The sequence below is a fragment of the Flavobacterium potami genome (assembly GCF_020026915.1).
GTDB lineage: Bacteria > Bacteroidota > Bacteroidia > Flavobacteriales > Flavobacteriaceae > Flavobacterium > Flavobacterium potami.
On record NZ_JAINUY010000006.1, the window covers coordinates 321,975 to 337,601 of the forward strand.

9 protein-coding genes are annotated in these 15,627 nt (G+C 40.2%); 4 read left to right on the forward strand and 5 right to left on the reverse strand.

Features of this window, described 5'->3' with window-relative positions; all coding sequences use genetic code 11:
* Position 1: 1 nt before the first annotated feature.
* From K6T82_RS18285 to K6T82_RS18300, 4 genes are read right to left on the reverse strand one after another with little or no spacing between them, the layout of a single operon-like run.
* The gene (locus K6T82_RS18285) at positions 2 to 1,219 is read right to left on the reverse strand and encodes an AAA family ATPase (RefSeq protein ID WP_223708856.1); all 1,218 of its coding nucleotides are present in this window, start codon (positions 1,217 to 1,219) and stop codon (positions 2 to 4) included.
* A gap of 3 nt (positions 1,220 to 1,222) precedes the next feature.
* Positions 1,223 to 2,518, reverse strand: coding sequence for a restriction endonuclease subunit S (locus tag K6T82_RS18290; RefSeq protein WP_223708858.1), 1,296 nt, complete (start codon positions 2,516 to 2,518; stop codon positions 1,223 to 1,225).
* Positions 2,511 to 5,513 (reverse strand): type I restriction endonuclease subunit R, encoded by a 3,003-nt coding sequence (locus tag K6T82_RS18295; RefSeq protein WP_223708866.1) that lies wholly within the window; start codon positions 5,511 to 5,513, stop codon positions 2,511 to 2,513. The genes K6T82_RS18290 and K6T82_RS18295 overlap by 8 nt, the downstream gene beginning before the upstream one ends.
* On the reverse strand, positions 5,510 to 5,698 hold the full coding sequence (locus K6T82_RS18300; protein ID WP_032131829.1) for a helix-turn-helix transcriptional regulator: 189 nt from the start codon (positions 5,696 to 5,698) through the stop codon (positions 5,510 to 5,512). The genes K6T82_RS18295 and K6T82_RS18300 overlap by 4 nt, the downstream gene beginning before the upstream one ends.
* A gap of 218 nt (positions 5,699 to 5,916) precedes the next feature.
* On the opposite strand from K6T82_RS18300, the gene K6T82_RS18305 reads away from it, so the two are divergent.
* The 4 genes from K6T82_RS18305 to K6T82_RS18320 all read left to right on the forward strand — a co-directional run bounded on the left by K6T82_RS18305 (position 5,917) and on the right by K6T82_RS18320 (position 13,578).
* Entirely contained in the window at positions 5,917 to 6,351 is a 435-nt protein-coding gene (locus tag K6T82_RS18305; protein ID WP_223708868.1) for a DUF1896 domain-containing protein, read from the forward strand.
* Positions 6,341 to 11,752 carry an N-6 DNA methylase gene (locus K6T82_RS18310; protein WP_223708883.1) on the forward strand — a complete coding sequence of 1,804 codons (5,412 nt, stop codon included), beginning with the start codon at positions 6,341 to 6,343 and terminating at the stop codon, positions 11,750 to 11,752. The genes K6T82_RS18305 and K6T82_RS18310 overlap by 11 nt, the downstream gene beginning before the upstream one ends.
* A gap of 201 nt (positions 11,753 to 11,953) precedes the next feature.
* Complete coding sequence (locus K6T82_RS18315; RefSeq protein WP_223708886.1) at positions 11,954 to 12,298, forward strand: helix-turn-helix domain-containing protein; 345 nt, start codon at positions 11,954 to 11,956, stop codon at positions 12,296 to 12,298.
* A complete protein-coding gene (locus K6T82_RS18320) occupies positions 12,292 to 13,578 on the forward strand; it encodes a type II toxin-antitoxin system HipA family toxin (protein ID WP_223708889.1) in 1,287 nt (428 codons plus the stop codon). The genes K6T82_RS18315 and K6T82_RS18320 overlap by 7 nt, the downstream gene beginning before the upstream one ends.
* Before the next feature lie 16 nt (positions 13,579 to 13,594).
* Here the strand turns inward: K6T82_RS18320 and mobC are convergent, their stop codons facing one another.
* A complete protein-coding gene (mobC, locus tag K6T82_RS18325; protein ID WP_223708892.1) occupies positions 13,595 to 15,595 on the reverse strand; it encodes a conjugal transfer protein MobC in 2,001 nt (666 codons plus the stop codon).
* Between the last annotated feature and the right edge of the window lie 32 nt (positions 15,596 to 15,627).

A 15,627-nucleotide genomic window follows, 5' to 3' on the forward strand; every position in this document is an offset into this window, starting at 1 on the left:
TTTAACTGTTTAATTGGTCAGGTTCCACAATTGGAACTACTTCACTTAATGCTGCTGCCACAGCTTGTGCTACTTCTGGTTGTTGGACTTCTGCTGCCGCTACTTCTTCAAAGATTAATGGGAAATAAAATTCATACTTATTTAGAAATCCAGTCAAGATTCTTTTAAAAAGATCTTTATTATCATCTCCCATTTCTACTGGATCAAATATTGAGTATTTTCCGTGACTAAATAGTTGTAAAGCCCTTTCAAACAGGACTTCATCTTCTAAGCCATCAATACATTTATCTATTTTATCGTAACCAAAAAATGTAGCTGTTTTTTCTAAAACACTTCGTAATGAATTAAAATGATAAGTATATATTTTATTAGATTCGGTAATTTTCTTTAGTTCACTAAGTGTTGCAATGTGGTGGAAAAATGGAGTGTCATTAGTGTCCTGTAAAGCATATCCACTAGGTTTTTTGCAATGCAAAAAGTAACGTTTATTTTTCACCTTTCTTCCAAATTCATTGTATAATACGTTGAAAAATAAACTATGGTGCGTAGAAATTACCGTTTTAAGTTCGTTACCCTCAGTTGTTAGTAAATTGCATAAATCGCAGGCCACTGCTATAGCATTATTCTCATCAAGGGAAGAGATAGGATCGTCGATGTAAATGTATTTTACCCAACTGTATGCTGGGTCTTTATCAATGGCAAGTTGACAAATTGCCAGAAAGAAACACCAAATAAATAGTGTTTCTTCTCCTCTTGAAATCTTTATGTTTTCTACTGTTTGTTCATTTCCTTCGACTATTATGCTTCTGGAAAATTTTACCGTTGAGGTATCATAATCAATATCAAACTTTAGATCAACGTAGTTATTAAAAAAAGATTCAATTTTTGCATCAAGTTCTAACTCGTGTAATCCATCAAAAAATGCAGAATCTGAATTCAGGTTCAATTCCCTATTAGTATCATGTTCTAAATCGTTATTCCAGGAAAATAAATCTTCTGTAAAAGCATTGAAATACAAAGTATCTCTGTTTGTTACATTTCCTTCTGCATCAAATTCTTTACCTGCTTGTTTAAAATCCATTGAAAGTCTGGTTTTTCCTGTACCATTATGGGCAAAAAAGAGAACCAAATCTTTCATTGGGCGATGATCGCCAGTTAAATCCTTTCGGAAATGTTGAGCAACTTCTTCCAAAGTTGCAAAATTCACTATATTACTCATGCTCTAATCATTCATTTGTGGAAATAGACTTTGCATCAATCCCTTTTTATGTAGTTTCAGGTAATCTATTCTTTTATTTAGCTCATTAATAACTTCATCCAGTCCTGACAAGAATTTGGCTATCTTCTCCTGTTCGCCTTTTGGTGGAAATGTAATTTCTAAATTTTTCAACTGGTTTGAATAAAGATGAACAACGGAAATGCCTTGTGCCATCTCTGAAATTTCTCTTTTTTTTACATTATTTAAATAGTACGAAAGAAAAACACCGTTGACTTTTGAACGAATTATATTTAAATCACCTCCTAAGGCAATACCTGCAAGCATTACGCATGAAGATGTTGCAATATCTTCGTGTGTTTCTCCAGATGAAGGTATAATAACGTCATTAGCTTGGCTTAAAACCAAATCTTTTTCAGGAATATCTGTATATGATATTACATCATAAATTGTCTCTTTATAATAAGTATAAAGTTCTCCGTACCTTATACAAGGTAGTGCCCCATTTTCAGTAATATCAGCTTTTGAAATTCCTTTACCTTTTGAAAATTCTGCAATTTTATCTAATGTTTTCGTAATCCATTCTTTATCGTTTATAAACTCTGGAAATCGAAGTTTTGGTTTCTTTTCTCCTTTTTGAGGAAATAAGTTTTGTATCAATCCCTTTTTATGATCTCTCAGCAAATCCAATTTATAGTTATAGGCTTCAATAGTTTCATCTAATGATAGAAGACAGTCTGCAATTTTTTGTTGTTCTTTAAATTTTTTAGGAACTATTAGGTTAATATTTTTAAGAGTATCTAGCCCAATTCTTTTTCGGGTTGAGCCTGTTGATTTTTTTTCAATTAGTTTTCTTATTGATTTTAAATTTATTAAAGAATAAATAAAATATTTTGAAAATTTTTTTTGATCAATAACCAATCTAATTCCGTCAGATGCCATAATACACCGCTCTAAATAATCGGGAATAATACATGCTCTGCCTACAGGATCCCCCATTTTTGACAATATGATATCCCCTGCATAAATATTGCAACTCAAAAGCTCATCTGCTTTTTCTTCAGAAGTATAAATCTGATAATTGTCTTTAAATTCTCCATCTCCAATGTTTTGTAATTGAATGATTCGAATTCCTTCAGGAGTATAATCACTGGCTTTAAGATTTGATCCAAAAGGACCACCTGTAAAACTCCATTTAACTTCTTTATCAGCTGTGTCAATTAATAATATTTTTTTCCATTCTTTATCGTTGGTAAATTCAGGAAAACGCAATTCTGGTATCAACGTATTTTCTTTATTCATAAGCTGCTAATCCTGCTATTTCACGCCCTTGGGCTAATTTTTTTAATTGTGGTACAAGGTCTGCCATTAATGCTAACTCTTTGATCCTGCGTTCTTTCCAGCTCAATTCTAGGGGTGCTAATAAATCCGTTAGTTTTTCTCCATCGAAAATCATTCGGCTAACAATTTTCTCTACAAACATTTTTAAATCTGCGGTTTGAAGTCCATATTTCACAGCTATAGTTGCTAGTTCCTGATTGTATTTTTCGTCCTTAAATATATCATACATTTTCTTAAGCTCTTCGGCAGTATGACCAGTAGTCCAATCCAAAGCACCGATAAATTCGGTCAAATCGAGTTGTTCTTCCATTAGGTTAGAGTTAGCACTTAACAGACTAATGACCTGTGCTTTTGTCATTTTCTGCTTTGAGGACCTCTTCTGGGTGCTATCAGCAATCAAATTCATAATGTAGTCATAATCAATCACCGCAGAAGCAAACAAGACGAACTCAAAATCCAATTGCTGAATTTCTTCCGGTGCATTATCTCCCTCTTTTTCCTGTCTTTTTTGAAATTGTTTGGCAGTTTCTATATAAGAGCTACGGAAATGCTGAAAAGTTTCTTTTGGCAAAAGAGATTCAATTTCTTCTCTTTGCCCATCATTCAAATCCGTAAATTGCTCTAACTGTAATTTGAAACGTTGCACTTCTTTAAAGCTTTCGATAAAAGCTATTTTTGCAGCATCACCTTTTAGATTGTAAACTTCATCAGGTTCCAATGAAAGACCATTCGCTAACATGAACTTGCTTAATTTTTCTAATGCCCCTTTAAATTTATCCATTACAACCGGGGCGGGATCTACCAGCCATATTTCCCTTGGATTATTTACTTTCTCACCAGAAAATAAAGCAATTGCTTGATTTACTTCATCCTGTTGTGACCGAAAATCAAGAATATTACCGTAAGGTTTGGTATCATTCAAAACTCGATTTGTTCTTGAAAAAGCTTGGATAAGTCCGTGATATTTTAAGTTTTTATCTACATACAATGTATTTAGATATTTAGAATCAAACCCCGTAAGCAGCATATCGACCACGATGGTAATATCAATCTTATTTTTATGAGCGTATTCTTTATTACTGTATTTCTGATCTTTGATTCGCCTTTGAACATCCTGATAGTATATATCAAAATCATTGATGGTATGGTTTGTTCCAAATTGCTTATTATAATCGGATATGATATCTGTTAACGCTTTTTTCTTTTCTTCAGGATTATGCTTATTGTCTTCTTTTTCCTGTGTCAGATCGTCCTGTAACTGTTTGATGTCAGCTGCATTTTTTTGACTTTGTTGGTCGCCTTCTTTGGCAATCAGTTGTGCAGGAGGAGAAAATACACAAGCTATATTTAAAGATGAATAATTAGGATTGTTTGAATTTATCTTTTCCTGAATTTCTTTAAATAAGCGATGGTACTCAATAGCACTATTAATAGACGATGTAGCTAATACAGCATTGAATTTTCTGTTATTAGTTGCGGCCTCATGTTTTTCTAAAATTGCTTCTACCACTGCCTGTTGTGCTATAGCTTCTCCTGGTTTTGAATTTTGAATGCCTTGTCCTTTGAAATAATCTATATGAAAACGAAGAACATTTTTGTCTTCTATGGCATGGGTAATAGTGTAGGCATGCAATTCCTTCTCAAAAATATCTTTGGTAGTTTTGTATGATCCATATTCACCTTCCCTAATATTATATGTTGCATTGTCGTCAAAAATTGGTGTACCAGTGAAGCCGAATAACTGAGCATTAGGAAAAAATTCCTTTATCGCTTTATGGTTATCTCCAAATTGAGAACGGTGGCATTCGTCAAAAATAAACACCATGCGTTGGTTGCGCAATGGTTCTAAACGTTCTTTGTAATTCTTCTTATTTGTTCCATCAAGAGCTAATCCTAGTTTCTGAATGGTAGTGACGATTACTTTATCTGCATAGTCAGAAGATAGTAATCTCTTTACTAATGTTTCTGTATTTGTATTCTCTTCGACACTTCCTTCTTGAAACTTATTAAATTCTTCACGTGTTTGTCGATCAAGGTCTTTACGGTCAACTACAAACAAGCACTTTTCAACGTCAGGATTACTCTTTAATAGAGTAGATGCTTTAAAGGAAGTAAGGGTTTTCCCACTGCCAGTTGTATGCCATATATAGCCATTTCCTCTGTTGTCTTTTATGCAATCAACGATTGCTTTCACGGCGTAAATTTGGTAAGGTCGCATTACTAACAATTTTTGCTCGCTTTCAACCAGGACCATATATTTACTAATCATTTCACCTAGTGTACATTTTGACAAAAACTTTTCAGTGAATTCAAATAAATTATTAATCTTCTTATTGTTGATGTCCGCCAACTCATACACGGGGAGAAATTGTTCATCCGCGTTAAAAGCAAAATGTTGATTTTTATTATTTGCAAAATAAAGTGTCCGACCTCCATTACTAACAATAAATAATTGCATATAACAGAGTAGCGAATTACTATATCCATTGCCGGGTTCGTTTTTATAATCAACTATTTGTTGCATGGCTTTCCTATGAGAGATGTCTCCTTTTTTAAGTTCAATCTGCACCACAGGCAAACCATTTACAAGCAAAATAATATCATATCGCTGATGACTGTTTTCAGTATTAACTCGTAATTGATTGATGACTTCAAAATCATTTTTACACCATTGCTTATTATTCACCAAAGTATAATGTAATGGCGTTCCATCTTCACGTTGAAAATATTGCTTTTCACGCAAAAGTTTTGAGGCCTCAAAAACATCTTGATTTATTATTTCTTCACGTAAACGTAAAAATTCATTATCAGTCAGTTTTACACGATTTAATGTCTCGAATTTCTGCCGAAAATTTGATTCTAATAATTTCCTGTCAACAATTTCAGGGCGATAGGTATATTTAAGGCCTTTGAGTTGCTCAATTAAGCTAAGTTCAATTTGGTTTTCTTTGCTCATTGTTCTATTAATAAATCTTTGGCACTAACTCCAAGAATGTTTGCGATTTTATACAAGTCTTCAATACTAGGCTGTCTTACATTGCGGGCATACTCATTTATCGTATTGTAGCTTTTATCCAATTTCTTTGCAAGCCAGGCTTGTGAAATCCCCTTTTCTTTTAATACCTCTTTAATTCGGTTCATTTAATGCCTAATTAAATTTACAGTGTCAAATATAGTAAAAATGCAATACAGCGAAGTGAAAAAACTCACTATATGATAGTGTATTCGTCAAGTTGGTAGAAGCAGTGCTATATTCCGCCAAACTTTTCCTTTTAAAACCAAACAATACCACTTCAATAGATAAGCTTATCTGCTAGTTTAATTTTAAGCTTTACGCAAAATTCTAAACAAAATTTATTATGAGTACAGATCAAAAAGACTTGTCGTATTACAGATTACGACTGAAGGAATTACTAAACAACAGCTTCCCTGAAAAGGCAAATGACCAAAAATTTATCGAGCAGCGTTCCTTGTGGGCTGCCAATGCCTATGAGGGTGCTTTCGGTTCGGGAAACAGTATTGAGCAATGCAATGAAATAGCCAATTACATTCTCTTCGAGGGCCTGAATTTCTCCCGTTTCGACACAGTTTTTCAAGTCGTGTGCAATGAGTTCGACACCATTATGGCTGACGAAGAACTACGTCCGTTCGCCCAGAAAATGTTCCCTGTCTGTGAGCCTGTTTTCACAAGATATGAGCTAACCGATGATTTCGCTTATAACACAGAGTTTAACCTGCTCTATACCGAACTGACCGGAACCATCGCAATATGGATAGAGGAAAATGGGCTTTAGTAAAAAGCAGCATCTCCAACAGAACATTGATGCCCTGCGAATCGTTTTTAAACTGGAAAAGGAGAATCGGCAAGCCACCGCAGGCGAAAGACTGCTAATGAAGCAATACAGCGGATTTGGCGGTCTTAAGTTCGTTCTGAGCCCCATAGAGAACGAAATAGACATCAACAATTGGAGAAAAACCGAACATGACCTGTTCCCGATGACCCAGGAACTCCACCAGCTGCTCAAAGAAAATTCTGGGGACGATAAGCAATACCGCAGGTATGTGGACAGCATGAAAAGCTCCGTATTGACGGCTTTTTACACACCGCCACAGGTTATTGATGCGGTTTCCGCAGCACTGCGTGAAAGCGGTCTGAATATTCAGAAGTTCCTCGAACCTTCCGCAGGTATCGGCTCATTCATAGAGTCCTTTTCAGAAAATCAGAAAGCCACTATTACCGCTTATGAAAAGGATCTGCTGACAGGCAAAATACTAAAACAGCTTTACCCAGAGAGCAATATCCGTATAAGGGGTTTTGAGGAAATCCCCGAAAAGGAGCTAAACAGCTATGATGTTATTGCCAGCAATATCCCTTTTGGTGACACTTCCGTATTCGATCTTTCTTATTCCCGTGGAAAAGACCCTGCAAAAGTTCAGGCAGCCCGAAGCATCCATAATTATTTCTTTTTGAAGGGAAGCGATACGCTCCGCAATGGCGGCGTATTGGCATTTATTACTTCGCAGGGTGTTTTGAACAGTCCTGCCAATCTTGCCATTCGTGAGGCATTGATGAAAGAACATAAACTCGTTTCGGCAATCCGCCTCCCCAATAACCTGTTTACTGACTATGCAGGAACAGAGGTCGGGAGCGATTTGATTATCCTGCAAAAGAACATCGGGAAAAAATCTTTGTCAAGACGGGAAATGATTTTCTGTGATACCCGCACAATTTCGGATGGAATATCAACTAACGCATTACTCGACAATCCGGCTCTCATCGTTTATACAAAATCCTATCAGGGAACAAATCTATACGGAAAACCCACAATGATTTTTGAACATGAAAAAGGTGTAGATGGTATCGCTGCGGATTTGAAACGTATGCTAGCCGAAGATTTTTCAGTACATCTTGATATAGGACTTTATAAAGGCGAACGGAACGATGAGCCTGTAATACAAATTGCGATTGAGCCAAAGGTTACACCTCCGGCTATCGAATATGAAAGCATCCAGCAGGAAATGCAGTCTTTATCTGTTCCGGTAATTAACAGGGACAGCCCGCAGGAAAGACAGTTAAGCATTTTCGATCTTTTTGAAAATATAGACCAGCCGGCGGTAATTCCTGTCTCATCCAAAAAAAGCACACAACCAAAAAAGCAAAACACCAATAAGAGAAATGCTCAAAAAAGCCGCCAGACCGACTTGTTCAGTGCGATGCAGCAGCCTTATACGCCGCCTGTTAACAATAGGGCTGCTAATGGAAGTACGCCACCGAACGACAGAAAACAGGAAGCCATCGGCGACCTGTTTTCAAACAATAACGGGAATAGCCAGGCAGATAAGCCAGCCATTCCCAAACCTGCTCCATATGCCGGCGAACTCCATTCGTTCTACCGTAACGATTCCCTCGTGGCAGATAAAGGCTGGGTCGGTCATCTGCAGGACGTAGATAATTCAGAGGGTACTGCTGTATTCCATGCATTGCAATTACCATCGTTACAAAAAGCAAGAGCTGAAGCGTATATCGGAGTAAGGGATATCTACCAACAGCTTTACACCAAAGAAGCAGAACTTCAGAAGGAACACAAAGAAGAACGGGAAACGCTGAACCGTCTTTATGATGCCTTTGTCAAAAGATATGGCAGCCTGAACAGCGCCGATAACATAAAGCTCATTAAAACGGACAGTTCCGGTAAGGAAATCCCTTATCTGGAACGTGTGGTCGGCGGCGTGGTCCGTAAAGCGGATATCTTCAGCCATCCCGTAAGTTTTTCTACCGTAACCATAGCAACGGACAATCCCGAAGAAGCACTGGCGGCATCGCTGAACAAATACGGCAGCGTGGATTTGGGCTATATGTCCGAAATAAGCGGTATGTCTGAGGATGCTTTGAAAGAAGCCTTACACGGCCGTATTTTCTACAATCCTTTGCAAAAGGAATATGAGATATCCGAACGCTGGCTTGCGGGCAACGTGGTGGAGAAAGCGCAGGACGTAAGAACCTACATTGAGAACAATCCCAATGATGCTCAGGCTGAAGCAAGCCTTACGGTATTGGAGGAAGCCCGGCCAGCCCGTATCGAGTTTGAAGAACTGGACTTCAACCTCGGCGAACGATGGATGCCTACAGGTGTTTATGCCCGCTTTGCTTCGCACCTGTTCGATGCGGAAGTGCTTATACATTACTCCGAAAGCTCTGACGACTTTTCGGTAAAGTGTCATCAGGGCAATATGAATATTTGGGAAAAATATGCTGTCAAAGCTGAAAGCCGGACGTTTGACGGTGTTGCCCTTCTTAAACACGCACTGGTTAATACCACACCCGACATTACCAAAAAAATCATGGTCGGAGACCAGGAAGTGAAAGTGCGGGATATGGAAGCCGTGCAAATGGCAAACACCAAGATCGACGAAATCCGAACCGCCTTTAGCGAATGGCTTCACGCCCAGAATGATGAGTTCAAAACAAGGCTGACCGACCAATATAACAATACATTTAACTGCTTCGTCCGCCCGAACTATGACGGGACACATCAGGACTTTCCTGGACTGGACCGCAAGGCACTGGGCATTGACGACCTGTACTCCAGCCAAAAGGACACTGTTTGGATGATAAAGCTTAACAATGGTGCTATCTGCGACCACGAAGTAGGTGCAGGAAAAACGCTGGTAATGTGTACCGCGGCACAGGAAATGAAACGACTGGGACTGGCACACAAACCTATGATAATCGGGCTCAAGAGCAATGTCCATGAAATTGCCGAAGCCTACCGCACCGCTTACCCGCATGCCAAGATATTGTTTCCGGGCAAAGAAGATTTTACGCCGCAAAAACGACTGCGCATTTTTGGCGATATCAAAAACAACGATTGGGACTGCGTGATACTCACCCACGACCAGTTCGGGATGATACCCCAGTCACCCGAAATTCAAAAAGAAATCCTCGAAACAGAACTGGACAGCGTCGAGCGTAACCTCGATGCCCTGCAGTCCCAAGGCAAAGAAGTTACAAGGGGTATGCTTGCCGGAGTAATCAAGCGAAAAGAGAACCTTGAAGTAAAACTCAAAACCCTGCAGCACGATATTGAGAACCGCAAGGATGATGTGGTGGACTTTAAGATGATGGGCATAGATCATCTTTTTGTAGATGAAAGCCACCAATTCAAAAACCTGATGTTCAATACAAGGCACTCGCGCGTTGCCGGACTGGGCAACGTGGACGGCAGCCAAAAGGCAATGAACCTGCTGTTTGCCATCCGCACCATTCAGGAGCGAATTAATGCGGATATGGGTGCAACTTTTCTTTCGGGAACCACCATCAGCAATTCCTTAACGGAATTGTACCTGCTGTTCAAATACCTGCGCCCAAGGGCAATGGAAAAACAGGGCATTAATTCATTTGATGCCTGGGCAGCAATCTACGCAAGAAAAACGACCGATTACGAGTTTTCGGTTGCTAACAACATCGTGGCAAAAGAGCGTTTCCGTTATTTTATCAAAGTTCCGGAACTGGCGCAATTTTATTCCGAAATCACCGACTACCGAACGGCAAAAGATATAGGCATTGACCGCCCTGTTAAGAATGAGGTATTGTACAACATACCGCCGACACCCGATCAGGAGATATTTATTAAAAAGCTGATGGAGTTTGCCAAAACCGGAAATGCGGAACTGCTCGGCAGGGCTCCTTTGTCGCAGAGCGAAGAAAAGGCAAAAATGCTCATCGCTACCGACTATGCCCGTAAAATGTCGCTCGATATGCGTATGGTAAGCGACAGGTATGACGACCATCCCGACAACAAGGCTTCTCATTGTGCGGCGAACATTGCCAGGTATTATAACCAATATAACGCACAGAAGGGAACACAGTTCGTTTTCTCCGATTTGGGAACCTACAAGCCGGGCGAATGGAATGCATACTCCGAAATCAAACGCAAGCTCGTGCAAGATCATGGGATCCCTGCACACGAAATCCGCTTTATACAGGAAGCCAAAAGCGATAAGCAGCGTAAGGAGTTAATTAAAGGAATGAACGAGGGAAAAATTCGTGTGCTGTTCGGTTCTACAAGTATGCTGGGTACAGGAGTCAATGCACAAAAGAGAGCCGTTGCCGTCCATCATTTAGATACGCCGTGGCGGCCAAGCGACCTTGCCCAAAGGGACGGCCGTGCTATCCGTAAGGGTAACGAAATTGCTAAATTTTTTGCTGATAATAAAGTAGATGTGATTATCTACGCCGTAGAAAAATCGCTGGACAGCTATAAGTTCAACCTGCTGTACAATAAGCAGCTGTTTATAGACCAATTAAAAAACAACAGCCTCGGTAAACGAACTATTGATGAGGTCAGTATGGATGAAAAATCGGGAATGAACTTTTCAGAATACGTGGCGATCCTCTCGGGTAATACAGATCTTTTGGATAAAGCTAAACTGGAAAAGCAGATTGCCGGGCTGGAAAGCGAAAAGCAGGCTTTCAACCGTTCTAAATTCAGTGCCAGGTACAAGCTGCAAGACTGTATTGAAATGCTCGAAAGTGCGCAGTCCCGTCTGGGTAAATTTAGTCTTGATTGGAATAATTTACAACAACGCATACAAAAGCATTCTGATGGCAGTATTGCTAACCCTGTGCAATTGGACGGCATACCGCCCAACGCGGATGTACAGCAAATCGGTGCAAAGCTCAACCAGCTTGCAGACAAAGCCCGAACCGGAGGTCAGTATGAAGAAATCGGAAGCCTGTACGGATTTTCTTTATTGGTGAAAACCGAAGTGTCGGAAAAAGAGGGTTTGGATATTCGGGTGAACCGTTTTTTGGTACAGGGAGAAGGGAACATCAAATATACCTACAACAACGGTATCATTGCCAAAGATGAAAAGCTGGCTGCTATGAATTTCCTTAACGCATTGGAGAAACTGCCGGGCTATATCGAGCAGGAACAAAGAAAGATTGCTGAAATACAGAAAGATCTGCCTGTGCTTCAGGATGTGGTGGGCGGATACTGGGCTAAAGAAAACAGGTTAGGCGAACTTAAAACGGAACTGGCTTCCGTGGAGCGCAAGATACAGCTGTCCATTACGCCCGAAGCTAAAGAAGAGTCTAAAGAAGCACCAGCCGAAAAACTGAAAGAGATCCCGCAAGCTGCGCAAAGCATTGTTATGACGAAAGGGATCCATCTGCCGAGAGGGGTATTGTAATATCCTTTATCCAAGTTGTGGTTAAATGTAGGCTTATGCTATCAGCTATAATAAAATGGTATTTTGAATGAAATTTGATGCGTTATGTAGGTAATTTGTATTTAATGAATGATATATCATTCAAAATGTAGTTTTGCGTTTTGAAAAAATAATTTGTATATTTGAATGATATTTTACGCATTAACCGAAAAATCATTTATTATGAATGATATATCATACGATCCGTCATACAGCGATAAAGCCATTCTGCATAAGATTGGTGAATTTATAAAATCCAAACGGGTAGACCAGAACATTACCCAGGATGAATTGTCGCAAAAAGCAGCAATCAGCCGTTCAACGCTCAGTCTGGCGGAGCGTGGGGAAAACATAGCGCTGATTAATCTTCTTAAAATACTCAGGGTATTGGATGCCCTTTATGTTCTCGAGCAATTCAGGACACAGCCTCAGATCAGCCCCCTGCAATTAGCAAAGGAGGAAGAAAAGAAAAGAAAAAGAGCTTCAAAGAAGCATTCTCAAACAGATAAAGAAGATCCGGGATGGTAAATACTGCTTTTGTAAAATTATGGGGTAAGAGGATCGGAGCCATAGCATGGGATGAAAGCCAGCAGCTTGGTTTTTTCGAATATGACCGGCAGTTCGCTTCAGGTCCTCTTGAAGCTGCACCAATCAGGATGCCGTTGTCGACCCGTGTTTACTCGTTTCCGGAATTAAGAGGTACAGTGACCTTTAAAGGGCTGCCCGGACTTTTGGCAGATTCCCTGCCCGACAAGTACGGTAATGAACTTATAAATATATGGCTGGCAAGAAACGGACGTCCTGAAAATTCACTTAATCCTGTGGAACTGCTCTGCTTTATAGGCAGCCGCGGAATGGGAGCCTTAGAGTTTGAACCTACAACCCTGCCGGCAAAAGGTACTTCGCGCTCCATTGAGCTTTCCAGCCTGATCGATACAACGATGAAATTATTGGAAAGCAGGGAAAATTTTGAGGCCCACACGGATAGCGACATGCAGGATGTCCTGCTTGATGTCCTGAAAATGGGAACCTCGGCCGGAGGGGCCCGTCCAAAAGCAATTATTGCATACAATGAATCTAGCGGGATGATCCGCTCCGGACAGACACTGCAAGAGGAAGGCTATGAACACTGGCTTATAAAATTTGACGGTGTTAATGATTCTCAGTTCGGAGTGAGCTATGGCTATGGACGTGTGGAGATGGCTTATTATAAAATGGCATCCGACGCAGGGGTCGAGATGATGGAAAGCCGTTTGATTGAAGAGGAAGGGCGGGCTCATTTTATGACCAAGCGCTTTGACAGGATAAGCGGCAACCAGAAACTTCACGTTCAGACATTCTGTGCTATGCAGCATTATGATTTTAACCAGATATTCAGTTACAGCTACGAACAGCTCTTTCAGACAATGAGACAGCTTAAACTTTCCTACTCTGAAGCGGAACAGATGTACCGCAGAATGGTGTTTAATGTCTTTGCTCGTAACTGTGACGACCATACCAAAAATTTCGCTTTCTTAATGGGGCCGGACGGTAAATGGAAACTTGCACCTGCCTACGACGTTTGCCATGCATACAGACCAGACAGCGACTGGGTAAGCCAGCATAATCTGAGCATAAACGGTAAAAGAAAAGATTTCACGAAAGATGACCTGCTGACAATAGGCAGGCAGAATTCTATCCGGAATCCGGAGGGTGTAATTAATGAAGTTTTGGAAACGGTAAACAGATGGCCGGAGTATGCGGAAAAATATAAGGTAGATCAAAAACTCTCTCAAGCAATAGACCTGACCCTCATCAGGGCGATATAAGTAAGAAACACAAACTTTATTTTTTTTGTACCAGATGCTGTAAGTCAGGATCGTTTTTGATGCGTTCCAGTTCTTCTTCTATAATCAGCAGGACATCAGTTTTCACCTTACGGTAGTTTGCCTCAATCTGGTGTTTCATTTCGTCCTTTCCATTCTCATCTATAAAAGAAAGTATCTGGGGGATTTTCTGATAGTGCTTTGTCTCCTCGGCTACTTTCGCATTATCCACAACAATTTCAGCATGAAATATTTTCTGTTCAATTCTTTCTTCAAAGTTATCGGATACCGCCCCAACAAACATTCCCTGCGTGAGGGTAGAAATTTTGGAAGCAGGAATAAGGCTGTCTAACTGTGTGGAGATAGAAGTAGATTTATCATTGCGGTTGATGCTCATGCTCTGGCGTTTCTGCAGTACTTTCCCGAAGCGCTCCGATAGGTTTTTTGCGGTTTCACCGACAACCTGTCCGCTGAAAATATTCCCCACCGTGTTCTGGATCACTTTGGCTTCCTTATCACCATAATCACGGATCAATTGGGAATAATCCTGGAAGCTCAGGCAGACAGCAACCTTATTGCTTCTGGCCGTTGCGATCAGGTTATCCAATCCACGGAAGTATATTGTTGGAAGCTCATCTATGATAACGGAACTTTTTAACTGTCCTTTTTTGTTGATAAGCTTTACAATTCTTGAATTGTATAAACCTAATGCGGCGGAATAAATATTCTGTCTGTCTGGATTGTTCCCCACACATAAAATCTTTGGCTCTTTTGGATTATTAATGTCGAGCGTAAAATCGTCTCCTGTCATTACCCAGTAAAGCTGAGGACTAATCATTCTTGACAAAGGAATTTTGGCCGATGCAATCTGCCCCTGCAGCTGGTCCTGCGCTCCACCCTGCCATGCATCCATAAAGGGCGACAAATAGTTTTCTAATTCGGGATAGGAGGTTAAAATCGTGAATACATCGGAATACTTTTTATTCAGTAACTCGATGGCATGGGGGAACGTGCAGTACTTGCCATTATCATAGATTTTCAGATACCAGATAATAGCAGCGAGTAGGATTATTGGCGACTCTACGAAAAAATCGCCCTGCTTCTGAATCCAGCTTCTGTTGAGATTCAGCATTATGGTATAAGCCGCTTCATATGCGTCGGAAATATCAGTCATAAAATCAGGATTCATAGGGTTGCATCGGTGGCTTCTGCGCGGGTCATCAAAATTTATCACGTAGAATTTCGGCTGGATGGAGTATTTGTCACGATGTTTCAGCAGATGGTTATACGCGATGGTGGAAAGGTCATCAAATTTAAAATCATAGATGTACATACTGAAACCTTTCTCTATCTGCTGCTTGATGTAATTGTTTACGATAGCATAAGATTTTCCTGAACCCGGAGTACCCAGCACGATGGATGCCCTGAAAGGATTTACTATGTTTATCCAGCCATTGTTCCACCTGCCTTTATAGTAAAATTTGGTAGGCAGGTTGACAGAGTACTCATTTTGCATGAGTTTAGTTTCCTGCCTGAAGCTCTCGTTTTCATTATTGAAAACGTCGTCCATCAGATTGGTGCGGAGCAGACGGCTCATCCAAACGCCCGCCACCATTAAGGCAATATAGCCTGAACCTGTGGTCAGGATATACAGAATTGTGGCTATGAATAACGGTAGTTTTAACAAAGGGAAATTCAAAAAAAACAGGATAATGCCAATCGCTAAAGCCAAATAGATTTTGGACCAGGTTATCTTCTCGTTCTTGACACCCTTAGAACCCAGACAGCTTAAGGCCAGCAATACTAAGGCAAACAGCTTTGTAAAGATGGTATGCGAAAACAGCCCTGCGGTTCGCTGAAAATTACCTAATATTTTATTGATGATTTCTAACGTCCAGCCGCGTTCTATAAAGAAACCGTAGCAGAACCAATACAGGTGCATCAGTACCAAGATGATACTTACTGCCCGCATAAAAGCCATTATTTTGGCCAATCCTCTTAAATCGTCTTCTCCCTGCATTATTTTAAGTTTTGATGTTCGGTCGTGAATTT

Bases quoted from the DNA above. Each gene is read 5' to 3' on its own strand.
- K6T82_RS18320 (WP_223708889.1), top strand. From the start codon at position 12,292: ATGGTAAATACTGCTTTTGTAAAATTATGGGGTAAGAGGATCGGAGCC.
- K6T82_RS18315 (WP_223708886.1), top strand. From the start codon at position 11,954: ATGAATGATATATCATACGATCCGTCATACAGCGATAAAGCCATTCTG.
- K6T82_RS18305 (WP_223708868.1), top strand. From the start codon at position 5,917: ATGAGTACAGATCAAAAAGACTTGTCGTATTACAGATTACGACTGAAG.
- K6T82_RS18310 (WP_223708883.1), top strand. From the start codon at position 6,341: ATGGGCTTTAGTAAAAAGCAGCATCTCCAACAGAACATTGATGCCCTG.
- K6T82_RS18285 (WP_223708856.1), bottom strand. From the start codon at position 1,219: ATGAGTAATATAGTGAATTTTGCAACTTTGGAAGAAGTTGCTCAACAT.
- mobC (WP_223708892.1), bottom strand. From the start codon at position 15,595: ATGCAGGGAGAAGACGATTTAAGAGGATTGGCCAAAATAATGGCTTTT.
- K6T82_RS18300 (WP_032131829.1), bottom strand. From the start codon at position 5,698: ATGAACCGAATTAAAGAGGTATTAAAAGAAAAGGGGATTTCACAAGCC.
- K6T82_RS18290 (WP_223708858.1), bottom strand. From the start codon at position 2,518: ATGAATAAAGAAAATACGTTGATACCAGAATTGCGTTTTCCTGAATTT.
- K6T82_RS18295 (WP_223708866.1), bottom strand. From the start codon at position 5,513: ATGAGCAAAGAAAACCAAATTGAACTTAGCTTAATTGAGCAACTCAAA.